A 24320-nucleotide genomic window follows, 5' to 3' on the forward strand; every position below is an offset into this window, starting at 1 on the left:
AGACCTCAGGAGATAGCGCGATGAGTCGCATACTGGTTTTGAAATCAAGCATTCTGGGTGAGTTCTCCCAGTCAGGGAAATTAGTCGATTATTTTGTTGAAGAATGGCAATCAGCGCATCCGAAAGACAGTTTTACCGTGCGTGATTTAGCCAATCCAACGCTGCCGGAGCTGGATGGCGAGGTGATTGGCGGCTTTACCGCCGGTGACAAGCCGCTGACACCCAAGCAAAAAGCCACTCTGGCGCTGTCTGATGAGCTGATCGCCGAGCTGAAGAGCCACGATATCCTTATCATCAGCGCGCCGATGTACAACTTTAATATCCCGACGCAGCTGAAAATCTATTTCGACCTGGTGGCACGTGCCGGCCAAACCTTCCGCTACACCTCCGAAGGCGCGCAAGGCCTGGTCACCGGTAAAAAAGCGATCGTGATTTCCAGCCGCGGCGGCATACACGCCGATACGCCGACTGATTTGATTACGCCGTATCTGAAGCTGTTCCTGGGCTTTATTGGCATTACCGAAGTGGAGTTCGTGCTGGCCGAAGGGTTTGCCTACGGCACCGAGGCCGCAGAACGCGCCGCCACCCAGGGGCGTGCAACCGTGGCGAGCAAGATACAGGCGACGCAACGGGCCGTACCGGCAGCGCAACGGCAAAGCGGCAGCGCATGGAGAGCCTGGCTAAAGAAACTGTTGGGTTAACCGCCCGCCCCCGCCGCCCCCCGGCGGGGTCGCAGAAATGCGCTGCACCGCCGCGGCATTACGGCTCAAACGGCCGGCGCTGAAATTGATCGTGCCCGCACTTCGGGCATTTTGGCAGCACTTCCGGTGTGTAAAATGCCTGGTGATGATGGCATTTTTCACACACCAGATTCCCCAACCCCACCACTTCGCCGCTGTGGTATACCCCGTGGTGACTAACGTCTTTAAATACTTCGCGCCACTCCAACTGGGTTTTGTCGGTGATATCCGCCAGTTCCTGCCACAGACTTTCTTTAATTACCCGCATGAAGACGCTATCGGTAAAATCATCGCGATTCTCTTCATAGCTACGGGCAAACTCTTCCAGATCGCGTCGAACCGCCTGTTTTACCTGCTCCACCTCGGCGTGGCTCAGCTCGCCAACCGCATTGAGCCGCCGTTCGGCGCTGGCGACCAGGTCGTCAATGTCACGCTCACCGTTCTTTAAACGCTCGGTCAGTGATGTCAGCAATTCGTGATAGTACTGAGCAACCTTGTTCATATTCTCTCCTCGATGAACGTCTGCGACAGAAGCCGTTTTAAACTACCTGTTCTCATTTTAGCCGTAAATTACTGATGTCACTTGGCAAGCAATGGGATTACCAGGTTGTGAAGCGCATCATGGCGGGCATAAATTTAAATACGCCGGCGCAGGGGCGCTTGGAGTTGTTGCCGGCAGGCCTTATCAGCTATGCTATGCGGATCTAAATACTAAACAAAATGCTACGGATGTAGCTGTTTGACACCTACAGGACCACCAGCCGCCATGCAAGAGCAATATCGCCCCGAAGATATAGAAACCAACGTACAGCGTCACTGGCAAGAAAAGCAGACATTCAAGGTGACCGAAGACGCCAGCAAAGAGAAGTACTATTGCCTCTCCATGCTGCCGTACCCTTCCGGGCGTCTACACATGGGCCATGTGCGCAACTACACCATTGGCGACGTAATTTCCCGTTATCAGCGCATGCTGGGCAAAAACGTGCTGCAACCGATCGGCTGGGACGCCTTCGGCCTGCCGGCAGAAGGCGCCGCGGTCAAAAACAACACCGCGCCAGCGCCGTGGACTTACGACAATATCGAATACATGAAGAACCAGCTGAAACTGCTGGGCTTCGGCTATGACTGGGATCGTGAAATCGCTACCTGCAAGCCCGACTACTACCGCTGGGAACAGTGGTTCTTCACCAAGCTGTACGAAAAAGGCCTGGTCTACAAGAAAACCTCCGCGGTCAACTGGTGCCCGCACGATCTGACGGTATTGGCCAACGAACAGGTAATCGACGGCTGCTGCTGGCGCTGCGATACCAAAGTCGAGCGTAAGGAAATCCCGCAGTGGTTCATCAAGATCACCGCTTACGCCGATCAGTTGCTGAACGATCTGGACACGCTTGAAAGCTGGCCAGAGCAGGTAAAAACCATGCAACGCAACTGGATTGGCCGTTCTGAAGGCGTGGAAATCACCTTCGACGTCGCCGACAGCGACGAAAAGGTCACGGTGTATACCACCCGTCCGGATACCTTCATGGGCGCAACCTACGTCGCAGTCGCAGCGGGCCATCCGCTGGCGCAACAAGGTGCCATCAACAACCCGGCGTTGGCCGAGTTTATCGAAGAATGCCGCAACACCAAGGTTGCCGAAGCCGAAATGGCGACCATGGAAAAGAAAGGCATGGCCACCGGCCTGTTTGCCATCCACCCGTTAAGCGGTGAAAAACTGCCGGTGTGGGTCGCCAACTTTGTGTTGATGGAATACGGTACCGGTGCGGTAATGGCCGTGCCAGCCCACGATCAGCGCGACTGGGAGTTTGCCACCAAATACGATCTGCGCATCGCGCCGGTGATCCTCAATCTTGACGGCAGCCAGCCTGACGTGAGCAGCGAAGCCATGACCGACAAAGGCGCGCTGTTCAACTCCGGCGAGTTCGACGGTCTGGACCACGAAGCCGGCTTCAATGCCATTGCCGACCAGCTGGTCGCCAAGGGCGTAGGCCAGCGCAAGGTCAACTACCGCCTGCGCGACTGGGGTGTTTCCCGCCAGCGCTACTGGGGTGCTCCAATTCCAATGGTGACGCTGGAAGACGGCACCGTGATGCCGACGCCGGAAGAGCAGCTGCCGGTGATCCTGCCGGAAGACGTGGTGATGGACGGCATCACCAGCCCGATCAAGGCCGATCCCGAGTGGGCGAAGACCACCGTCAACGGCCAGCCGGCCCTGCGTGAAACCGATACCTTCGACACCTTTATGGAGTCCTCCTGGTATTACGCGCGCTACACCTGTCCGCAGTATGACGACGGGATGCTGGATCCGGCTGCTGCCAACTACTGGCTGCCGGTCGATCAGTATATCGGCGGTATCGAACACGCCATCATGCACCTGATGTATTTCCGCTTCTTCCATAAGCTGATGCGTGACGCCGGCCTGGTGGATTCCGATGAGCCGGCCAAACGCCTGCTGTGTCAGGGGATGGTGCTGGCCGACGCCTTCTACTACACCGGCAACGGCGGGGAGCGCGTGTGGGTTTCCCCGGTTGACGCCACCGTTGAACGCGACGAAAAAGGCCGCATTGTCAAAGCAACCGATCCACAAGGCCGCGAACTGGTCTATGCTGGCATGAGCAAAATGTCGAAGTCGAAGAACAACGGCATCGATCCGCAGGAGATGGTGGAAAAATACGGTGCCGACACCGTGCGTCTGTTCATGATGTTCGCGTCGCCGGCAGAAATGACGCTGGAATGGCAGGAGTCCGGCGTTGAAGGTGCCAACCGCTTCCTGAAACGCGTCTGGAAACTGGCTTTCGATCACCTCGAAAAAGGCGCGGTGCAATCGCTGGACGTTGCGGCACTGAACGAAGATCAAAAAGCGCTGCGCCGCGATGTGCACAAAACCATCGCCAAAGTAACCGATGATATTGGCCGTCGCCAGACCTTCAACACCGCCATCGCCGCAGTGATGGAACTGATGAACAAACTGGGCCGCGCGCCGCAGGACAGTGAGCAGGATCGCGCGCTGCTGCAGGAAGCGTTGCTGGCCGTGGTGCGCATGCTGTATCCGTTCACGCCGCACGTGTGCTTTGACCTGTGGCAGTCGCTGGGTGGCGCTGGCGATATCGACACCGCGCCATGGCCGCAGGCCGATGACGCCGCCATGGTCGAAGACTCCAAACTGGTGGTGGTACAGGTCAATGGCAAGGTTCGCGCTAAAATTACCGTGCCAGCCGATGCAACCGAGGAACAGGTGCGTGAACGTGCCGCTGAGGAACATCTGGTGGCTAAATATCTGGACGGGGTCACGGTACGTAAAGTGATCTATGTTCCGGGCAAATTGCTTAACCTGGTTGTGGGTTAACACAAGGAGGCGTTGTGCGACTTCGTATTATGACGTTGTTGCTGGGGTTGGCGGTGCTGGTCACCGCCGGCTGCGGTTTTCACCTGCGTGGTACCACGCAGGTTCCCTCGGAAATGAAAACGCTGATGCTGGACAGCTATGACCCTTACGGTCCGCTGACTCGCGCTGTGCGTGAACAGTTGCGTCTGAACGGCGTGACCATCGTCAAGGATGCCAAGCGTCAGGACATCCCTTCCCTGCGTATCGTCGGCACCAAGCAGAGCCAGGACACGGTGTCAATCTTCCAGGACGGCAAAACTGCGGAATACCAGATGGTCATGACCGTCCAGGCGCAGGTACTGATCCCGGGCCACGACATCTATCCGCTGGATGCGAAGGTCTTCCGCTCGTTCTTCGACAACCCGCTTACCGCGCTGGCAAAAGACTCCGAGCAGGAAATCATCCTGCAGGAAATGCGTCAGCAGGCAGCACAGCAACTGGTGCGTAAACTGCTGAGCGTGCATGCGGCAGAAGAAGACGCCCAGCAAAAAGCCGCAGCAGCCGCGGCGGCCGTCGCTGAGCAACCGGTAAGTCGCCCAGCGCAATGATCCGCCTTTACCCTGAACAACTTGCCGCGCAGCTCCGAGAAGGGCTGCGCGCTTGTTATTTACTGAGCGGCAATGAACCGCTGTTATTGCAGGAAAGCCAGGATCTGATTCGCCAGGCCGCGCAACAGCAGCAGTTCAGCGAACATTACAGTATTTCCCTCGATGCTCACACCGACTGGGATGCCATCTTCAGCATCTGCCAGGCGATGAGTCTGTTCGCCAGCCGGCAAACGCTATTGCTGATATTGCCGGAAAACGGCCCGACAGCGCCGATTGGTGAACAGCTGGTGAAACTGTCCAGTCTGTTGCATGACGACATTCTGCTGATGCTGCGCGGCCCACGCCTCACCAAGGCGCAGGAAAACAGCGCCTGGTTCAAGGCACTGAGCCCAAACGGCGTTTACCTCACCTGTCAGACACCGGAGCAGGCACAACTGCCGCGCTGGGTGGCAACGCGCGCCAAAACGATGAAGCTGGAACTGGACGACGCCGCCAACCAGCTGTTGTGCTACTGCTACGAAGGCAATCTGCTGGCGTTGGCACAGGCGTTGGAACGGCTGTCACTGCTGTATCCGGACGGCAAACTGACGCTGCCGCGCGTTGAGCAGGCGGTAAACGACGCCGCGCACTTCTCGCCATATCACTGGCTGGATGCGCTGCTGGCCGGCAAAAGCAAACGTGCCTGGCATATCCTGCAACAGCTGCAACAGGAGGACGTTGAGCCGGTGATCCTGCTGCGTACGTTGCAGCGCGAGCTGCTGATGTTGCTGACGCTGCAACGCCGCATGGCCAGCGCACCGCTGCGTACCCTCTTCGACCAGCACAAAGTCTGGCAGAATCGTCGTAACCCGATCACACAAGCGCTGCAACGGCTGTCCGCCGCCCAGCTGCAACAGGCGGTGCACCTGCTGACGCAGATCGAAATCACGCTGAAACAGGACTATGGCCAATCGGTATGGCCACAACTGGAGAGCCTGTCGATGCTGCTGTGTGGTAAACCTCTGGCCACGAGCGTCCCCGATGCCCACTAATCCACCGCGCGCCGCGGCGCTGCACGCCCTGTTCGGCGGCACCTTTGATCCGATTCACTACGGCCACCTGCGGCCGGTAGAAGCGCTGGCCGCTGAAGTCGGCCTCAACCAGGTGACGCTACTGCCCAACCACGTACCGCCGCACCGTCCGCAGCCGGAAGCGAGCGCCCAGCAACGTCTGGCGATGGTCGAGCTGGCCATCGCCGATAACCCGCTGTTTGCCGTTGACGATCGCGAATTGCAGCGCTCCTCTCCGTCGTACACCGTTGAGACGCTGGAAACGCTGCGTAAAGAACGTGGCAGCACGCAGCCACTGGCGTTTATCATTGGTCAGGATTCATTGCTGAGCCTGCACAAATGGCACCGCTGGCAGGACCTGCTGAGTTATTGCCACCTGCTGGTGCTGGCGCGCCCGGGCTACGGTGAGCAGATGGAGACGCCGGCACTGCAACGCTGGCTGGAGGCGCATCGCATCCGTGACGCCGCCGCGCTGAGCGAACGGCCGCAGGGCTATCTCTATTTGGCGCAGACCCCGCTGCTGGAAATTTCCGCCACCGAGATCCGCGAACGCCGCCATCACGGCATCAGTTGCGATGATCTCTTACCGCGTTCGGTGCAGCGCTATATCGAGTTGCAGGGTTTATATCGCTAGCTCAGACCCCGTGATATACTGCGCCGCTATTTTTCAGGTATCCGCCTGCATGAAACCGATTGAACAGAACACACCCGAGGGGGAACCTTTGCAAGGTAAAGCGCTCCAAGATTTCGTTATCGATAAAATCGATGACCTGAAAGGCCAAGACATTATCGCTCTGGACGTCCAGGGCAAATCCAGCATCACTGACTGCATGATCATCTGCACCGGCACCTCAACCCGCCACGTGATGTCGATCGCCAACCACGTGGTGCAGGAATCCCGTGCCCAGGGCATGGAACTGTTCGGCATGAAAGGCCAGGAAGCATCTGACTGGGTGGTTGTCGATCTGGGCGAAGTGATCGTACACGTGATGCAGGAAGAAAGCCGCCGCCTGTACGAACTGGAAAAGCTCTGGAGTTAAGCGGTGAAACTGCAACTGGTCGCCGTTGGCACCAAAATGCCGGACTGGGTTCAGACCGGCTTTATGGATTATCTGCACCGTTTCCCTAAAGATATGCCGTTTGAGCTGACCGAAATCCCGGCAGGCAAGCGCGGCAAGAATGCCGACATCAAACGCATTCTGGACAAGGAAGGCGAGCAAATGCTGGCGGCCGTGGGCAAAGGCAACCGTATCGTCACGCTGGATATCCCCGGCAGCAAATGGGAAACGCCGCAGTTGGCACAACAGCTGGAACGCTGGAAACAGGATGGCCGCAACGTCAGCCTGCTGATCGGTGGTCCGGAAGGGCTGGCGCCGGCATGTAAAGCCGCTGCGGAACAGAGCTGGTCACTCTCGCCGCTAACGCTGCCGCATCCTCTGGTGCGCGTATTGGTGGCGGAAAGCCTCTATCGTGCCTGGAGCATTACGACCAATCATCCTTACCACCGGGAATGACCGGCGCTGACAGTGAGAGTGAAATAAAACAACGGGATGAAAATAGAACGTAACCCTTTTCGCGACTATACGGCTGAATCTGCCCTGTTTGTACGCCGCGCCCTGGTGGCGTTCTTGGTTATTCTGGCGCTGACCAGCGTCCTGATCGCCAATCTGTACAATTTGCAGATCGACCGCTTTGAGGATTACCGTACCCGTTCCAATGAAAACCGCATCAAGCTGGTGCCAATCGCCCCCAGCCGCGGCATTATCTACGATCGTAACGGCACGCCGCTGGCGCTCAACCGCACCATCTACCAGCTTGAGCTGATGCCGGAAAAGGTCGACGATCTGCAGGCTACGCTGCAAGCGCTGCGCCCGGTGGTCGATCTGACCGATGACGACATCACCAACTTTGAAAAAGAGCGCAAACGCTCGCGACGCTTCGTCTCCATACCGGTAAAAACCGCGCTGAGCGAAGTTCAGGTCGCCCGCTTTGCGGTCAACCAGTTCCGCTTTCCCGGCGTGGAAGTCAAAGGCTATCAGCGTCGCTATTATCCTTACGGTTCCGCCCTTACCCATGTAATTGGCTACGTGTCGAAAATCAACGACCGTGACGTCGAACGTCTGAACAAAGACGGCAAAATGCCGAACTACGCCGCCACTCACGACATTGGCAAGCTGGGCATCGAGCGCTATTACGAAGAAACGCTGCACGGCAAAACCGGCTACGAAGAGGTTGAAGTCAACAACCGCGGCCGGGTGATCCGCCAGTTGCACGAACAGCCGCCGTCCGCCGGGCAAGACATCTATCTGACGCTCGATCTCAACCTGCAACGTTATATCGAGCAGTTGCTGGTCGGCAGCCGTGCCGCAGTGGTGGTGAGCGATCCGCGAACCGGCGGTATCCTGGCGCTGGTGTCCAACCCCAGCTATGACCCGAATCTGTTCGTTGACGGCATCTCCAGCAAAGAGTATCAAGGGTTGTTGAACGACCCGAATCGCCCGTTGATCAACCGCGCGACGCAGGGCGTCTATCCGCCAGCGTCGACGGTAAAACCCTACATTGCCGTTTCTGCCCTCAGCGCCGGCGTGATCACCAAAAACACCGTGGTGTTCGACCCCGGCTGGTGGCAGTTGCCCGGCTCGGAAAAGCGTTTTCGCGACTGGAAAAAGTGGGGCCACGGCCGCCTGAACGTAACCAAAGCGCTGGAAGAATCCGCCGATACCTATTTCTATCAGGTGGCGTATGACATGGGCATCGACCGACTGTCGAGCTGGCTGGGCAAGTTCGGCTACGGCGACTATACCGGTATCGATCTCTCCGAGGAGCGCTCCGGCCTGATGCCAACGCGCGAATGGAAACTCAAACGCTACAAGAAACCCTGGTATCAGGGAGATACCATCCCGGTCGGTATCGGCCAGGGGTATTGGACCGCCACGCCTATCCAGATGGCCAAGGCGCTCAACACGTTGATTAACGACGGCAACGTCAAAACGCCGCACCTGTTGGAAAGCACCAAAATCAACGGCGCGCGGGTGCCGTTCCGCCAGCAGGAAAGCCTGCAGATCGGCGATATTCACTCCGGCTACTGGGAAATTGCCAAAGACGGCATGTACGGCGTTGCCAATCGTCCTAACGGCACTGCACGCAAGTACTTTGAAAAGACACCGTACAAAGCCGCGGCGAAATCGGGTACCGCACAGGTATTCGGCTATGAAACCTATAACGCCCACAAACTCGCAGAGCATCTGCGTGACCACAAATTGATGACCGCATTTGCGCCGTACGAAAACCCAACGGTCGCGGTGGCCATCATTCTGGAAAACGGCGGCGCCGGCCCGGCGGTCGGCACCATTACCCGCCAGATCCTGGATCATATTTTGCTGGGTGATGACAACACGCAATTACCGGACGCGCCACCGGCGGCGCCCGGTTCAGAAGGTGAGTAACAGACCATGACAGAAAGCCAACAAAAGGGCTCGATCTGGACCAAAATCCACATTGATCCCACGTTCCTGCTGTTCATTCTGGCCCTGCTGGTGTACAGCGCCTTCGTCATGTGGAGCGCCAGCGGCCAGGATATCGGCATGATGGAGCGCAAGATCGGCCAAATCGTCATGGGCCTGATCGTGATGGGCGTAATGGCGCAGATCCCGCCGCGGGTGTATGAAAGCTGGGCACCGTATCTGTATATCTTCTGCGTTATCCTGCTGATCCTGGTGGACGCCTTCGGCCAAATCAGTAAAGGCGCCCAGCGCTGGCTGGATCTCGGCTTCGTGCGCTTTCAACCGTCGGAAATCGCCAAAATCGCCGTGCCGCTGATGGTGGCGCGCTTTATGAACCGCGATGTCTGCCCACCGTCGTTGAAAAACACCGGCATTGCGCTGGTGCTCATTTTCCTGCCGACGCTGCTGGTGGCCGCGCAACCGGACCTCGGCACCTCGATTCTGATTGCCGCGTCCGGGCTGTTTGTGCTGTTCCTGTCCGGTATGAGCTGGAAGCTGATCGCCGTCGCGGCGGTGCTGCTCGCCGCGTTCATTCCGGTGCTGTGGTTCTTCCTGATGCATGACTATCAGCGTGACCGCGTGATGATGCTGCTCGATCCGGAAAGCGACCCATTGGGCGCCGGCTATCATATTATCCAATCGAAAATCGCCATCGGTTCCGGCGGCCTGTCGGGCAAAGGCTGGCTGCACGGCACCCAGTCGCAGCTGGAGTTTTTGCCAGAGCGTCACACCGACTTCATTTTTGCCGTGCTGGCGGAAGAACTGGGGCTGATCGGCGTACTGGTGCTGCTGGCGCTGTACCTGTTGGTGATCATTCGCGGGCTGATGATCGCGGCCAAGGCGCAAACCACCTTTGGTCGCGTGATGGTCGGCGGGTTGATGCTGATTCTGTTCGTTTATGTGTTTGTTAACATTGGTATGGTCAGTGGCATTTTGCCGGTAGTTGGCGTACCTTTGCCTCTGGTCAGTTACGGTGGATCGGCGCTGATCGTGCTTATGGCTGGGTTCGGCATCGTGATGTCGATCCACACGCATCGGAAAATGCTGTCTAAGAGTTTATAAGAGGTGAGTAATGCGTAAGGAATGGCTTTGGATTGGCGCGGTTGCGGTATTGCTTTCCGCCTGCACCACCACAACGACAGAACAGCAGGCCCCGCCGCAACAGCCATATAACGGGCCGGTGGTAGAGATTGGCGGCGTGGAGCCTCACTATGAACCCTATAACCCTGGCACCTCCCAGGACTATAAGGTTAATGGCGACACCTATCGCATCGTCAAGGATCCGCAAAACTTCTCGCAAACCGGGCTGGCCAGCTGGTATGGCGAAGAGCTCAATGGCAATACTACCGCCATTGGCGAGCCGTTTGACCCGAACGCACTGAGCGCCGCGCACCCTACTCTGCCGATTCCAAGCTACGTGCGGGTGACCAACCTGGCCAACGGCCGCCAGCTGGTAGTGCGCGTCAATGACCGTGGCCCGTATACCAAGGGGCGTATTATCGATCTGTCCAAAGCCGCGGCCGATCGTTTGAACCTGTCGAACAATACCAAGGTGAAGGTTGATTTTATCAACGTCGCCCCGGACGGTACCTTGAGCGGACCGGGCACCATCGGCACCACCGTCGCCAAGCAGAGCTATGCGCTACCGGCGCGTCCTGATCTGAGCAGCGGCGCCATGGGAACACCCATTCAGCAAGATCCGCCGGCATTGAACGCCAACGACGTCCGTCCGATTGACAATGCCAGCCTGAACAACGGCGAAACACCCGCAGCCGGCAACAGCCGCAGCGGCTTCCTCGGCGCGCCAAGCGCCGTACCGGCAGGCGTGCTGGAAAGCGACGAACCGGTTAACGCGGTAGCACCCGCTGCCGTCGGCGTGGCGGCAGGTGCTGCGACAGCCAGCGCAGCCTCTGCCGGCGGCGGTTCTGCATCCGGTTTCGTGGTGCAGGTCGGCGCGTTGAGCAATGCCGAACGTGCACAGCAGTGGCAACAACAGCTCAGCCAGCAGTTCAGCGTGCCGGGCGCCGTGACCAACAGCGGAAACGTGTACCGTGTGCAGCTTGGCCCGTTCAGCGATCGTCAGCAGGCGCTGCAATTGCAGCAACGATTGGCAACTCAGGCACAGCAACAATCATTTGTCACTGTGGCACCTTAAACAGATACCCGGCTGGCGAGAATCCACGGAAACATTTTCTTTCAGCAAAAGATGTGTAAAGCATTGTTAGTCGGATGAATGACTAATGCTTGCCGGGATCCCATCTGTTATAGTGTGGCTCGTTTTTTCATTTACTTTCTCACGGATGTTGTAGTCCAGATCATGAAACATGTAACTTCTTTTCGCATAATCAAGAGCATAGCGCTCGGCACCGTTATCGCGATGAGCGCAGCCAATAGCGCACATGCCGATGATGTTAATATCAAAACCATGATCCCGGGTGTCCCGCAAATCGATGCGGAATCGTACATCCTGATTGATTACAACTCCGGTAAAGTTCTGGCGGAATCCAATGCGGATGCACGTCGCGATCCCGCCAGCCTGACCAAAATGATGACCAGTTATGTCATCGGCCAGGCGCTCAAGTCCGGCAAAATCGGCCAGGAAGATCTGGTGACCGTCGGTCAAGACGCATGGGCTACCGGCAACCCGGTGTTCAAGGGATCTTCGCTGATGTTCCTGAAGCCTGGCGATCGCGTGCCGGTTTCCAAACTGACCCGCGGTATCAACCTGCAATCTGGTAACGACGCCTGCGTGGCGATGGCCGATTACGTTGCCGGTAGCCAGGACGCGTTCGTCAATCTGATGAACACCTACGTCAAGCAACTGGGCCTGCAGAATACCCACTTCCAGACCGTGCACGGCCTGGATGCGCAAGGTCAATTCAGCTCGGCGCGCGACATGGCGCTGATCGGCCAGGCGCTGATCCGCGATGTGCCGGATGAATACGCCATCTATAAAGAAAAAGAGTTCACCTTCAACAACATCCGGCAGGTGAACCGCAACGGCCTGCTGTGGGATACCAGCCTGAACGTTGATGGTATCAAGACCGGCCATACCTCTGCCGCAGGCTACAACCTGGTGGCATCGGCGACCGAAGGCCAGATGCGTCTGATTTCTGCGGTACTGGGCGGCCGTACCTATAAAGGCCGTGAAACCGAAAGCAAGAAACTGCTGACCTGGGGCTTCCGTTTCTTTGAAACCGTCGCACCACTGAAAGCCGGCAAGGAATTTGCCTCTGAACCCGTGTGGTTCGGTGACGCCGATCGCGTCGAACTGGGCGTCGACAAAGACGTTTACCTGACCATTCCACGCGGCCGGATGAAAGACCTGAAAGCCAGCTATGTGCTCAACACGCCGGAAATTCACGCACCGTTGGCGAAAAACCAGGTGGTTGGCAGCATCAACTTCCAACTGGATGGCAAGACCATCGATCAACGCCCGCTGGTGGTATTGAGTGAAGTGAAGGAAGGCGGCTTCGTCAGCCGTATCGTGGATTACATCAAACTGATGTTCCATCACTGGTTCGGCTAACGCTTGAAATCGGCGAAAACGCCCACATATAGCAATTAACACTAACTCTCGCTCCGGCGGGAGTTATAATTTATACAGCCCGCAGATTTGAAGCTGCGTACACTGACTCCGGCTAGCTGGTTTGCCAGCCTGCCGAGACGCCGTACAAGCCATGCCGCAACGCCAATAATGCCGGGTTTAAAAGATGTCACTCTGGAGCGCACATGCAAAAAACTAAACTGAACGAACTGCTCGAATTCCCCTGTTCCTTTACCTACAAGGTGATGGGCCTGGCGCAACCCGAGCTGGTAGACCAGGTGGTTGAAGTGGTGCAGCGCCATGCGCCAGGGGATTATACCCCGCAGGTCAAGCCGAGCAGCAAAGGCAACTACCACTCCGTTTCCATCACCATTACCGCCAGCCATATCGACCAGGTGGAAACCTTATACGAAGAGTTGGGCAATATTGAAATTGTCCGCATGGTGCTGTAATCACAGCATAAAACACTGCTTAGCAACCCGGGCTTGGCCATACTCTGCCCGGGTTGCGTATTTTTGGTCAGCGAAATGCTGGTCGCGAGCCAGAGCGCCCGGTATAATGGCTTTACCACTTCTGTAACCTGACGATGACTCATTTGCAACACAATAAGATCATTTTGCGTCAGCTGGGGTTGCAGCCCTATGCGCCTGTATCCCAAGCCATGCACAACTTCACCGATCGCCGTAGCGAAACCACGCCCGACGAACTATGGCTGGTGCAGCATCAGCCGGTATTCACGCAAGGGCAGGCCGGCAAGGCCGAACACCTTCTGATGCCCGGCGATATCCCGGTGGTCCAGAGCGATCGCGGCGGCCAGGTCACCTACCATGGTCCGGGCCAGCAGGTGCTGTATGTGATGGTCGATCTTAAGCGCAATAAGGTGGGCGTTCGCCAGTTGGTCACCGCCATTGAAGACACCGTTATTAATACCCTCGCCCACTTCCGCATTGAATCGCATGCACGCCCCGATGCGCCTGGCGTTTACGTGGGCAAGCAAAAAATCTGTTCCCTGGGCTTGCGGATCCGCAAGGGCAGCTCCTTCCACGGCCTGGCCCTTAACGTGTCGATGGATCTCGGTCCGTTTCAGCGTATCAACCCCTGCGGCTACGCCGGTATGCAGATGACCCAGGTCAGTGCGCTGGTGCCCGGCGTTGGCATAGAAGACGTACATCCCATCCTGGTTCAGGAATTTGTTCATTTACTCGGCTACCAGACGGTCGAGTCTGGTAACTGGGATATCAACGACTATCTTTAATATTTAGCTCCCAACATAATTAATCAATAAAGAAAGCAATTTGCTTTTCTGATGTGGGCCGATCGGGTCAATGCAAGAAAATGATATGTACAGCGTCAGATTCTTGCTTTTTTTAAATTTTTTATTAATTTAACTTCACTCAGGTGCCTTCAACCGCAGCACTATTATTCTATTCTGCAATATAATTACTAATTCCAACCCCTCCCCCCGCAAAAAGATCAGATCGAACATATTAAATCAACCATGAAAAATCCTAAAATATCAGGCAATTAATTCTCGCCTTTGCCTGCCAAGAGAAGGTCAAATCCTAAATCTCATCTTTTGTTAAGTTTTTAATTGACAAAAACCAAAAAAAGTTCAATAAACTAGTTACTCTTCATGTTAGTGAATTGTAGGGGTGGTTTTGCGTAAAAATGACGAGACATCCCAACCAGCCAGCTAAAAGCTAGCTGGTAATTGGAACAACTAACGCGAATGAGCGCGCTTACATTACGAGTAACGATTACTTTTCGGTGGTTGTCGTTTGAAATTATAAAATTCTCGCTGGTGGGTAAGGAATAATTAGGATGAAGAGGTTAGAGCTACTAGATTATGCACGACACTTTGCCGCACTAATGGTCGTTCTTTTCCACTATACCTTTAACGGTATTAATAATGGTAAAGTTTATACAATTGATTTTATTCCTGGGCTTACTGAAATCACCAAATACGGTTATCTCGGCGTAGATTTGTTCTTTATGATAAGCGGCTATGTCATATTTTACTCTGCTAAAAACAGAAGTGCTGCAAAGTTCGCTGCCTCACGAGTAATAAGATTATACCCCGCCTATTGGTTTGCAGTCATTTTCACAGCTACCTTTGCTTACTTCCTCGGTGGCGAATCAATGTCAGTAAATATAAAAACGGTATTAGTCAACTTGACTATGCTGCAATCAATGTTAGGGGTTAGTGACGTTGATGGCGTTTATTGGACGTTAATATTTGAACTGAAATTCTACCTACTTATTTTTGCCCTGTTATTCATCGGACTACAAAACCAGCTAGAAAAAATAATTATCGGCTGGGCCGCCGTAATAGTTGCTTCGTATTTCATAGGCATAGGTGAGCATGTCTATATGGGTGGATATTACTGCTTCTTTGTTTCTGGAGCACTATTTGCAATGTTAAAAGAACGTTTTTCGTTCACTCGGCTTATCATGCTGGCAGCGTTGTATATAATTGGCACTCTCTATATGATTAATCGCAGAGAGTTATCGGGACATGGATCCAGTAGTGAATCGTTCATCATTCTAGCAGTCATTACTATCTTTTACCTGTTCTTCTTCCTGCAAAACACAACTACCTTTGGCAAACTGAAGCTAAAAGGTTCTAAATTAGCCGGCGCATTAACCTACCCTATTTATTTGATCCATGCTCACTTCGGCTATATGATGCTGAACAAGTTTGCGACAAATGAAAATAAAGTATATGTTTACGTGCTGCTTATTGCCTCCGTATATCTAATTGCAACTCTGATACACTTTATCATTGAAAAAAGATTATCATCCGTTTGGAAATCCCTCTTCGCATTCGTTATTGAGAAGCCAGTAGCGCAAACTCAATTATACTTTGATACTATCAAGCACCAGATAATAAAAACTAAAGAAAAGGCTTAGTCGTTATTCCGCTTGCCGGATGACTTATGCCAGTTAATGAATAAAGTGAACGTATATAAAACTTACTTTCACTTTATTCAACATTACCCATCACGACAGTAACCTCCGTTTTACAGTTCAATGAATAATTTTCTTTAATCTGTTACGCATGGCTCAGTCTTGGCTCCTCCTATCAACAACGCCTTACCACGATAGGGCAAGCTACCGATCGCATCTCATTTCACCCCGATGCTCCCCCATGCACCCGCGAGGTTTACCACAGAAAACTCTACACGCAGCCCTGCCCCGCAGCCACAACAAGGCTAAAGAGTGCACATACCATCAAGATCGATGGACAAATGTAGGACGAGATTGGGCTAAACGGACGTTGCATAGGCTATGACAAAGCACAAAACAATGGCCATGACTGGCTTTCATAATGATACAAGAGGGGCTGAATGGATCATGGTAAAAGTGGTATAGTAACACCAATATTTTACCTGCTTTTCACTAAGACTATTTAATTTGTTGATTTTAAAAAACAAAAAAAGTCTATTCTCGTAACTGGAACCTGCAAGACTATGAGTAAACCAATTCAGATGGAACGCGGCGTAAAATACCGCGATGCAGACAAAATGGCGTTGATCCCGGTAAAAACGGTGGTCACCGAACGGCAGGAGCTGTTACGTAAACCCGAGTGGATGAAGATCAAGCTGCCTGCCGATTCAACGCGTATCCAGGGTATCAAGGCCGCCATGCGCAAGAACGGCCTGCATTCAGTCTGTGAAGAGGCCTCTTGCCCCAATCTGTCCGAGTGCTTCAACCACGGCACCGCCACCTTTATGATCCTCGGTGCCATCTGTACCCGTCGCTGCCCGTTCTGTGATGTGGCGCACGGCCGCCCAGTGGCTCCCGACGCCAACGAGCCGGAAAAGCTGGCGCAAACCATCGCTGATATGGGCCTGCGCTACGTGGTAATCACCTCGGTTGACCGCGATGACCTACGCGACGGTGGTGCCCAGCACTTTGCCGATTGCATTGCCGCCATTCGCGCCAAAAACCCGAACATCAAGATCGAAACGCTGGTGCCAGACTTCCGCGGCCGAATGGATCGCGCGCTGGATATTCTGACCGCGACGCCGCCGGATGTGTTCAACCACAATCTGGAAAACGTGCCGCGCGTTTATCGCCAGGTGCGTCCGGGCGCCAACTACGAATGGTCATTGAAGCTGCTGGAGCGTTTCAAGGAAGCACATCCGGATATTCCGACCAAATCCGGCCTGATGGTCGGCCTGGGTGAAACCAATGCCGAAATCGTTGAGGTGATGCGTGATCTGCGCCGCCACGGGGTGACCATGCTGACGCTGGGCCAGTATCTGCAGCCAAGCCGTCACCACCTGCCGGTGCAACGTTACGTCAGCCCGACCGAGTTTGACGAAATGAAAGAAGAAGCGCTGGCAATGGGCTTTACTCATGCAGCCTGCGGCCCGTTTGTGCGCTCTTCCTATCATGCCGATCTGCAGGCCAAAGGCATGGAAGTCAAATAGCACGCGGTAAGAGCGTAATTTTTTGTTACGCTTTGCCCAGTAAAAACACCAAACGGATGTCTTGCGGCATCCGTTTTTGTTATTTCCTCGACGCTGCGGTTAGAGGTCTTTCTTTTCGACGTTTTGCGCCGTGGTCTGTTGTTCAGCGTTATTCTGCACCGGCGGCGTATCATCGCCAACCGCTTTTTTAAAGCCTTTCAGCGCCGCGCCAAGATCCGCGCCCAGGGTGCGCAACTTACTGGTGCCGAACAGCAGTACGATCAACACGGCAATCACCAGCAGTTTGGTAATACTGATACCTTCCATATATTCCTTCTCTATTCATGTTTGCTGCGGACGCAGCGAAGAAACAAACCTTGCCTGTGGATATTTACCTACTTTTGATCGGCTAAAACAACTACAACCTGTAACAGAGTTAGATCGTCATGGTCGCGTGCTGGCCGCTGACGGGACTACAAAAGCCGGCACGCAAGGTGTAAGATTTCTTCCCTGGGAGATGGCATTCCTCCATAACCGCCCTTACCGGCTGATGATGCCTACGTCACCTCAGAGAGGTGGGTAGCATTGCGCCGGTACTTGTCATATCGCAAACCGCAACGGCATGGCTGGCATTGATTCTTCACGCTGTTGTGCGGGATCGCTGAACTACCCCATCGGCAACATGAATAGTTGAGCACCGCCTATCTGAGATGGTCAATTTTAATGAAGGGATTTTCTGATCATGATGAGTTCTTTGCTAGCTGTATTTATTGGTGGTGGTTTGGGCAGCGTACTGCGCTGGGTCGTCGGCATGAAACTGAATCCGCTGCATGCGCATATTCCGCTTGGCACGCTGGCAGTCAATCTGCTGGGTGGATTTATCATCGGCTTGGCGATGGCCCTGTTTAGCCGTGCGGGCTCCATTGATGCCACCTGGCGTCTCTTGATCACTACTGGCTTTTGCGGCGGTTTGACGACCTTTTCAACGTTTTCGTTAGAAGTTGTTTACCTGATCCAGGACGGGCGCATGCTCTGGGCGTTAACTAATGCGCTGATTAACCTGGCAGGATCGCTGACAATGACCCTATTGGCGTTCATGTTGGTCAATTGGATCGGCGGCCAGTAACCTCAGCTTAATGTTTTCTTAATCTTGCGTACGGATAATCTCCTCCAGTGTGATCAACTGGATGAGATTCCCATGCCGAGCTTGCCAAAAAACCTGTCTGAAATGGCCGCGACCGTATTTTGCCTGGCAATCGTGGTGACGTTCATCAACGTATACCTGTTCGCCTAACGTTATTAGCACGGTTGTAAAAAACTCCACAAAAAGCCGATCTTGCCTTACAATTGAGAATGAACGTTCACACTCAAACGTCAGCGATTTGCTGGCACAGGATCGGGCTATGCCAACCCCAACGGCAAGCAGACAGGCCAAGGCTGAACTGCGACGCAACCAAATAGTCGATGCCGCGAAAATCTGCTTCCGGCAACGCGGCTTTCACGCGGCCAGCATGGCGGAAATCGCCCAGCGCTCTGCACTGAGCGTTGGCCAGATCTATCGCTATTTCGCCAATAAGGACGCCATCATTGAAGAAATCGTCAACCGTATCATCAATGATAAAATGCGGCGACTGGAAGACATCAGCGACCATATCAATCTGATCGCCGGTACCCTCGCCGCCCGCACGCTGTATCAAATGCCCGGCCAAAGCGAGATCGATCACCTGCTGATGCTGGAAGTCACCGCCGAAGCCACACGCAACCCGCTCGTCGCCAAGATGCTCAGCGATGCCGAAGCGCGTCTGTTCCACCATGTCTGCCGCAACCTGAAGGCGCTCTATCCGCAATTTAGCGATGCGGAAATCGCCGCTCGGGTCGAGTTCATCGCGGTGCTGAGCGAAGGCACCGGCTACCGCCTGTTGACCACGCAAAAAGCTGACATCATCCTGCTGGAAGGTTTGTATCGGCAGGCCATCTCTCATCTTTTCCACCAGCCAGAAATTCCTAATGACTAAACAACAACACCGCCAGCGCCTGATTTATGCGCTGGTGCTCGGCCTTTTGGCAGCGCTTGGCCCGCTGTGTACCGACCTGTATCTGCCCGCCCTGCCGGAACTGGCCGGGGAACTGAACACTGCCACCGCCACCGCACAGCTGAGCCTGACCGCTGGCCTGCTAGGTCTGGGCCTCGGTCAGCTGATATTCGGCCCTTACAGCGATAAGCTGGGGCGAATGCGCCCCTTGCTGCTGTCACTGCTGCTGCTATTGGCGGCCTCGCTGTGGTGTGCGCTGGCTCCCAGTATCGATCAGTTGCTGATCGCCCGTTTATTGCAGGGTCTGGCCGGCGCCGGCGGCGCGGTGATCTCTCGCGCCATCGCCCGCGACCTGTATTCCGGCCATGAATTGACGCGTTTTTTTGCGCTATTGATGCTGGTAAACGGACTGGCGCCGATCGTCGCTCCGGTGCTGGGCGGCGTACTGCTGAAGTTTATGGATTGGCGCGGTATTTTTGGCGCGCTGGCGCTGATCGCCCTGCTGTTGTTTGCCCTTTCGTTACTTAAACTGCATGAAACATTACCCGCGGAGCGTCGCAGCCAGGGCGGTATTTTGACCATGCTGATGTCGCTGGGCGGCCTGCTGCGCCAACGCCAGTTTATCGGCCTGTGCCTGACGCAGGGTTTTGTGATGGCCGGCATGTTCGCCTATATCGGCGCCTCGCCGTTTGTGCTGCAAGAAATTTACGGGCTTAGCCCGCAAATGTTTAGCCTGTGCTTTGCGATTAACGGTATAGGTCTGGTGATTTCCGCCCAAACGGCGGCACGGCTAAGCCATCGCTTCGGCGAACTGCGGGTGCTGAAAGCCGGGCTGAGCCTGGCGGCCGTCTCGTCGCTGCTGCTACTGCTGGCCGGCTGGTTGCATGCGCCGCTGATACTGCTGCTGGTGCCGCTGTTCCTGTCGGTAGCGGTGGTTGGCACCGTGGGCCCCACTGCCTCGTCGCTGGCGATGCAAAGTCAGGGCGATCGGGCCGGCAGCGCATCGGCGTTAATTGGCGTGTGCATGTTCGCGCTGGGCGCTTGCACCGTGCCGATTACCGGCTTGGGTGGCACCTCCAGCACGTCAATGGCTCTGACCATCGTCGGCTGTTATGCCATCGCCATTACGCTGTTCACCACGCTGGTGCGTAAACCGCAGGCGGCATGAACAGGCAATAAAAAACCCGCTCGATGAGCGGGTTTTAAGAATATTAGCAATTATAGCTTAGATAGCGATAACGTTAGCAGCAGATGGCCCTTTGGCACCGTTCGTGATTTCAAATTCTACACGCTGGCCTTCAGCAAGAGTTTTGAAACCATTGCTAGCGATGGCAGAAAAGTGAACGAAAACGTCCTTGCTACCATCTTCCGGGGTAATGAAGCCGAAACCTTTGGATTCATTAAACCACTTAACGCTACCTTTAATCTTAGACATCAAACTTACCTTTAACGTGAATGTAAGACACAAAACGTGTGTCCATTACAGTACAGCAACTGGGCGAGATTTTGTCCACCACCGAGATCACATAAAACCAATAAAAAATGAAATAATCGCATGTCCCCCCACTCCCGCTTCAACATGCCGGTAAAGCACCGCCGCCAGACATGACGAACAGGGGTTTTGGCACGCCAGACGTCCCGGTTACAGCGCCTCCGCGAGCGTTGCCCGGCTGTCACTGCGCCACATTCCGCGCTATCATAGGCACTGTATTGTACAAACTGATGAGAATGACCATGAACGGCAAGATAACGACTTTTTTTGAAGACAAAGGCTTCGGCTTTATTACCGATGAGAACGGAGAAAATCGTTATTTTCACGTGATTAAAGTGCAAAACCCGGAGCTGATAAAGAAAAACGCCGCGGTCACCTTTGAACCGACCAACAATGCCAAGGGCCCTTCCGCCTTTGCGGTTAAGGTTCTGGCACCAAGCAAATACATCATCATTGCCAATGAGCGCATCAAGATCAGCAGCATCAAGTCGTTCCACACCTTCACCAAAGAAGTGCCGGTAAAAGCCGAGGTGGACAAAGAAAATACCGTGCTGTCAGTCGGCCTGCTGATGAATCGCATCCGTCCGCAGGCGGCGGCCGAGCCGCAAGCCATGCAAAGCCTGCGCATGCTGTCGATCGTCACCTTTCAAAACGTCACCCACACCTTCTCCGAACACGAGATTGATATGGATGAAACCTTGAGCGCGTTGAAGGCGCTGTAACGCCGGCAACAAATCCCTAAGGCAATTTCAAAGCACCTGTGTTAGCGTGGACTTTCACCTCACACAGGGAGCTGCCATGTCTGAGTCCCGCGACGTTAAAGGCATCATTCATCGCACCATGCGAATCGCCTGCCCGAAATGTGCCTATGTCACCAATCAACAGTGCTCGCGCCTGCAGCAAAGCGTGATGCTGATTTGCCCAAACTGCGGCGTTAAATTCAAACCACAGCAGGGCTGAGCGCCTACTTGAAGAGAATGTGATCGACGCTGTTGCCACTGATCACATTAAACGGTTCCACCCGATTACGCCCCAGCGATTTGGCGCGATACAGCGCGATATCCGCCATATTCATCAATTGCTCCAGCGATTTGTCTTCATTCATTGCCAGGCTGGCGACGCCAACGCTAATGGTCAGCTTCAACGGTGCGCGATCGCCAATGTCGATTTGCGCTTTTTCCACCTGACGCCGCAAATATTCCCCCATCGCCACCGCCTGCGCCGCCAGCGCACGCGGCAGCACGATGACAAACTCTTCACCGCCCAGACGACCGAGCAGTTGATCGGGGCGCAATTCACGACGCAGCAGATGAATAAAATTCGCCAGCACCCGATCGCCAATCACGTGGCCGTAGCTATCGTTAATCAGTTTGAAATGGTCGACGTCAATCAACAGCAACGAAACCGCTTCTTTGCAGCGCTGTTTATGCTCCAGCAGTTCGCGAGCCTTGCGCATCAGCGCGCTGCGCGTCAAAGTGCCGGTGAGAAAATCATGGCTGGCACTGTGTTCCAGCCGTCGCAGCAGTTTGCGATTGACGGCTATCGAACTCGACAGAATCAACGGCCCCATTACCAGCATGGCAATGCCCAAGCGGGCGGACATCAGCGTATCCAGCAGTGCGCCGCGGGTGCTCGGGGTTTCATACAGCATTAAATTGGCCGAAATACTGCTTATTTCGATAATGCCGGTCAATAACGTCAACAGCGTAACGGTAAAGAGCTGATAACTGACCGCGCACCACAGCAGTGCCGGGATCGGGAAGGCAATCGCTCCCGGACCACCGATGTACACGCTAAACAGCAACGATACTATCAGCGCCAGCAACGGCAGGCTGGCGCTCAACCGCCAGTTGAACCGCATGCGCAACAGCGGCTTCAGGCGCGGGGCAGCCAGCAGCACCGGCAGAATCAGCAAGGTAGTAGAAAACTGTTCGCTAAACCAGGCCAGCCAGGCGGTAATCACCGTATTGTTATACAGGCTGTCATTACGCAGCACCGACAGCGTCGACGCCACCGCCGCGCCGGCTAAACTGGCAGAGAACATATACAGAATGGCCTGTGGTTTGCCCATCCGGCGCTGCGACTGGGGCAGTAACAGCATTACGCCATAGCCGGTGGCGATCAGCGCCATATTGCAGGCATTCAGCCATAGCGCCAGCGACACGCCTTCACCGGTGGCAAGATCGGCGCTGACCATGCCAAGATAGGTGGCCAGCCACCCCATCGGCGTTGCATACGCCGGCTTGCGCAATAACAGTCCCAGTAAAATGGCGTTTACCGGCCAGAATAATGACAGTGAACCAATCGGCCGAGAAAATATCCCTACCAGCGATAGCAGAAATGTCAGTAAGAAAAGATTAATAAGCTGAAGCGCAACCGGTAGGCCATATTTGGAAATTATCCTGGCGTTCATGGTGTTACCCACGCGCGCATAATAACCAGAATAGTTGTGTGCATATTCTATGACCCAGCAAAATAGGGAAGATAAATAAGCCGTAAATCAGGCTGATAGCCGCGTTAATTTTATTTAGCAGGAACATTCTAACGCATTATCCGGACAAGTCGCTTAGTGGCCGACTCTATCAGCATCACCGCTCCCTTCTCGGTGAGCGGCAATACGCCAACAGCATAGCGCAAGCCGTTGTCTTTCGGAACAAACAGTAAACCACATTATTTTTAAGACTATTCGAAGGTGTTGCTGTTTTCGCGCAGGATTATTTGACTTGCTGGCAGGTACACACAAAAAACCCGGTCTAGGAACCGGGAGTATTTGTACCAATATGCAGTGTTAGCCTAAGCGGGCTAATAACCCCGATACAGTACAACCAAAATGTGCAGAAAAAATGAACAAAAAAGGCGGCGGAACGCATTTAGCGCTTAGCTCGGGCAAAATCGATAAAAGCACGTAACGGGCGCGGCATCTGCCGGTTGGCAGGGTAATAAAGATAAAAACCAGGAAACGGCGGCGTCCAGTCATCCAGCAATGGCAACAATCGCCAATCCGCCAACGCAGCGGCTATTTGACGCTCAAACAGATAAGCGGCGACCATTCCGTCGATGGCGGCCTGCACCAATATCTCCGGTTCGTTGGCCACCAATGGCCCTTCGACGGCAATAATGTCCAGCTTGTCCGCGCCACGTTCAAACTCCCAACGATACGGGTGGCCATTGATCGGCCAGCGGTAGTTAAGACAACGATGGCGCACGTACTCTGGTACAGCTAGAGGATAATCTGGCAACGCTGGAAGCGGAGCAATGGCAACGATTGGCTGATATCAGTGCCATCGAGCTCGGTTTCCCACATGATCTTTGGCGCTGTCTCCCCCCGCAGCATCATGACCGGCGAAATAAATATTGCCGCACGCCAATAAAAAAAATCCCGCACTAGGCGGGATAAACTCAATAGGGATGGGATATACACTACAGGAAAGGAATAACACACAACTTCATCGGGTGAGTTAACACTAGCAATTCCAATGTATAGATTTGTCATTACTCGGTAAGTTTGCTGAGGCAGATGTAACGCCGAATGGAAAAATCAACGTTGGCCATGCCGGCGTGGCTACTCACACCGGCTGCCTGGCCTTGAACACCTTATTCCATCT

General features: G+C 54.5%; 24 protein-coding genes, 1 pseudogene and 1 riboswitch. Of the genes and pseudogenes, 20 read left to right on the plus strand and 5 right to left on the minus strand.

Annotated elements, in window-relative coordinates:
- The first annotated feature begins 20 nt into the window (after positions 1 to 20).
- Complete coding sequence (locus tag NYE85_RS21290; RefSeq protein ID WP_259006713.1) at positions 21 to 701, plus strand: FMN-dependent NADH-azoreductase; 681 nt, start codon at positions 21 to 23, stop codon at positions 699 to 701.
- Between the two features lie 58 nt (positions 702 to 759).
- Here the strand turns inward: NYE85_RS21290 and NYE85_RS21295 are convergent, their stop codons facing one another.
- Entirely contained in the window at positions 760 to 1242 is a 483-nt protein-coding gene (locus NYE85_RS21295) for a zinc ribbon-containing protein (RefSeq protein ID WP_259006714.1), read from the minus strand.
- Positions 1243 to 1506: 264 nt separating this feature from the next.
- On the opposite strand from NYE85_RS21295, the gene leuS reads away from it, so the two are divergent.
- The 14 genes from leuS (at position 1507) to lipA (ending at position 17211) form a co-directional block, all read left to right on the plus strand.
- Positions 1507 to 4089: a leucine--tRNA ligase gene (leuS, locus tag NYE85_RS21300; protein ID WP_259006715.1), complete on the plus strand. Its 2583-nt coding sequence runs from the start codon at positions 1507 to 1509 to the stop codon at positions 4087 to 4089.
- A gap of 14 nt (positions 4090 to 4103) precedes the next feature.
- On the plus strand, positions 4104 to 4676 hold the full coding sequence (lptE, locus tag NYE85_RS21305) for an LPS assembly lipoprotein LptE (RefSeq protein ID WP_259006716.1): 573 nt from the start codon (positions 4104 to 4106) through the stop codon (positions 4674 to 4676).
- Positions 4673 to 5707: a DNA polymerase III subunit delta gene (gene holA / locus NYE85_RS21310; protein ID WP_259006717.1), complete on the plus strand. Its 1035-nt coding sequence runs from the start codon at positions 4673 to 4675 to the stop codon at positions 5705 to 5707. Before lptE ends, holA begins: the two co-directional genes overlap by 4 nt.
- A complete protein-coding gene (nadD, locus tag NYE85_RS21315) occupies positions 5697 to 6359 on the plus strand; it encodes a nicotinate-nucleotide adenylyltransferase (RefSeq protein WP_259006718.1) in 663 nt (220 codons plus the stop codon). Before holA ends, nadD begins: the two co-directional genes overlap by 11 nt.
- An 88-nt stretch (positions 6360 to 6447) precedes the next feature.
- Positions 6448 to 6765: a ribosome silencing factor gene (rsfS, locus tag NYE85_RS21320; protein ID WP_039992842.1), complete on the plus strand. Its 318-nt coding sequence runs from the start codon at positions 6448 to 6450 to the stop codon at positions 6763 to 6765.
- Positions 6766 to 6768: 3 nt separating this feature from the next.
- Positions 6769 to 7239, plus strand: coding sequence for a 23S rRNA (pseudouridine(1915)-N(3))-methyltransferase RlmH (rlmH, locus tag NYE85_RS21325; protein WP_004965954.1), 471 nt, complete (start codon positions 6769 to 6771; stop codon positions 7237 to 7239).
- 36 nt (positions 7240 to 7275) lie between these two features.
- A complete protein-coding gene (mrdA, locus tag NYE85_RS21330; protein WP_259006719.1) occupies positions 7276 to 9171 on the plus strand; it encodes a peptidoglycan DD-transpeptidase MrdA in 1896 nt (631 codons plus the stop codon).
- Between the two features lie 6 nt (positions 9172 to 9177).
- Positions 9178 to 10290, plus strand: coding sequence for a peptidoglycan glycosyltransferase MrdB (gene mrdB / locus NYE85_RS21335; RefSeq protein WP_004965959.1), 1113 nt, complete (start codon positions 9178 to 9180; stop codon positions 10288 to 10290).
- 10 nt (positions 10291 to 10300) lie between these two features.
- Positions 10301 to 11383, plus strand: coding sequence for an endolytic peptidoglycan transglycosylase RlpA (gene rlpA, locus NYE85_RS21340; protein ID WP_259006720.1), 1083 nt, complete (start codon positions 10301 to 10303; stop codon positions 11381 to 11383).
- Between the two features lie 162 nt (positions 11384 to 11545).
- Positions 11546 to 12757, plus strand: a complete 1212-nt coding sequence (dacA, locus tag NYE85_RS21345; RefSeq protein WP_259006721.1) for a D-alanyl-D-alanine carboxypeptidase DacA — start codon at positions 11546 to 11548, stop codon at positions 12755 to 12757.
- A 203-nt stretch (positions 12758 to 12960) separates the two neighbouring features.
- Entirely contained in the window at positions 12961 to 13227 is a 267-nt protein-coding gene (gene ybeD, locus NYE85_RS21350) for a DUF493 family protein YbeD (protein ID WP_004965965.1), read from the plus strand.
- A 134-nt stretch (positions 13228 to 13361) separates the two neighbouring features.
- The gene (gene lipB / locus NYE85_RS21355) at positions 13362 to 14030 is read left to right on the plus strand and encodes a lipoyl(octanoyl) transferase LipB (protein WP_259006722.1); all 669 of its coding nucleotides are present in this window, start codon (positions 13362 to 13364) and stop codon (positions 14028 to 14030) included.
- Positions 14031 to 14596: 566 nt separating this feature from the next.
- Positions 14597 to 15685: an acyltransferase gene (locus NYE85_RS21360; RefSeq protein WP_259006723.1), complete on the plus strand. Its 1089-nt coding sequence runs from the start codon at positions 14597 to 14599 to the stop codon at positions 15683 to 15685.
- Positions 15686 to 16245: 560 nt separating this feature from the next.
- Positions 16246 to 17211: a lipoyl synthase gene (lipA, locus tag NYE85_RS21365; protein WP_259006724.1), complete on the plus strand. Its 966-nt coding sequence runs from the start codon at positions 16246 to 16248 to the stop codon at positions 17209 to 17211.
- 99 nt (positions 17212 to 17310) lie between these two features.
- On the opposite strand, the gene tatA is transcribed toward lipA, so the two are convergent.
- Positions 17311 to 17517 carry a Sec-independent protein translocase subunit TatA gene (gene tatA, locus NYE85_RS21370; RefSeq protein ID WP_259006725.1) on the minus strand — a complete coding sequence of 69 codons (207 nt, stop codon included), beginning with the start codon at positions 17515 to 17517 and terminating at the stop codon, positions 17311 to 17313.
- A 177-nt stretch (positions 17518 to 17694) separates the two neighbouring features.
- Positions 17695 to 17757: riboswitch (Fluoride riboswitch) on the plus strand.
- Positions 17758 to 17932: 175 nt separating this feature from the next.
- Here tatA and crcB point away from each other — a divergent pair.
- The 3 genes from crcB to NYE85_RS21385 all read left to right on the plus strand — a co-directional run bounded on the left by crcB (position 17933) and on the right by NYE85_RS21385 (position 20391).
- On the plus strand, positions 17933 to 18316 hold the full coding sequence (gene crcB, locus NYE85_RS21375) for a fluoride efflux transporter CrcB (RefSeq protein WP_259006726.1): 384 nt from the start codon (positions 17933 to 17935) through the stop codon (positions 18314 to 18316).
- Positions 18317 to 18593: 277 nt separating this feature from the next.
- Entirely contained in the window at positions 18594 to 19205 is a 612-nt protein-coding gene (locus NYE85_RS21380) for a TetR/AcrR family transcriptional regulator (RefSeq protein WP_259006727.1), read from the plus strand.
- Positions 19198 to 20391: a Bcr/CflA family efflux MFS transporter gene (locus NYE85_RS21385; RefSeq protein ID WP_259006728.1), complete on the plus strand. Its 1194-nt coding sequence runs from the start codon at positions 19198 to 19200 to the stop codon at positions 20389 to 20391. Before NYE85_RS21380 ends, NYE85_RS21385 begins: the two co-directional genes overlap by 8 nt.
- Positions 20392 to 20448: 57 nt before the next feature.
- Here NYE85_RS21385 and cspE read toward each other — a convergent pair whose 3' ends face one another.
- A complete protein-coding gene (cspE, locus tag NYE85_RS21390; protein WP_002210315.1) occupies positions 20449 to 20658 on the minus strand; it encodes a transcription antiterminator/RNA stability regulator CspE in 210 nt (69 codons plus the stop codon).
- Between the two features lie 299 nt (positions 20659 to 20957).
- Here cspE and NYE85_RS21395 point away from each other — a divergent pair, with 299 nt between their 5' ends.
- The gene (locus NYE85_RS21395) at positions 20958 to 21437 is read left to right on the plus strand and encodes a cold-shock protein (protein WP_039991019.1); all 480 of its coding nucleotides are present in this window, start codon (positions 20958 to 20960) and stop codon (positions 21435 to 21437) included.
- A 76-nt stretch (positions 21438 to 21513) separates the two neighbouring features.
- The gene (locus NYE85_RS21400) at positions 21514 to 21675 is read left to right on the plus strand and encodes a YnfU family zinc-binding protein (protein WP_004954320.1); all 162 of its coding nucleotides are present in this window, start codon (positions 21514 to 21516) and stop codon (positions 21673 to 21675) included.
- A gap of 4 nt (positions 21676 to 21679) precedes the next feature.
- Here the strand turns inward: NYE85_RS21400 and NYE85_RS21405 are convergent, their stop codons facing one another.
- Both NYE85_RS21405 and NYE85_RS21410 read right to left on the minus strand, forming a co-directional pair.
- Entirely contained in the window at positions 21680 to 23128 is a 1449-nt protein-coding gene (locus NYE85_RS21405) for a sensor domain-containing diguanylate cyclase (RefSeq protein ID WP_259006729.1), read from the minus strand.
- Positions 23129 to 23585: 457 nt separating this feature from the next.
- Positions 23586 to 23918: pseudogene (locus NYE85_RS21410) on the minus strand (LysR substrate-binding domain-containing protein); the annotation flags it as partial.
- Positions 23919 to 24320: the final 402 nt, after the last annotated feature.

The sequence above is a fragment of the Serratia sp. AKBS12 genome (assembly GCF_024793895.1).
Taxonomy (GTDB): Bacteria; Pseudomonadota; Gammaproteobacteria; order Enterobacterales; family Enterobacteriaceae; genus Serratia_F.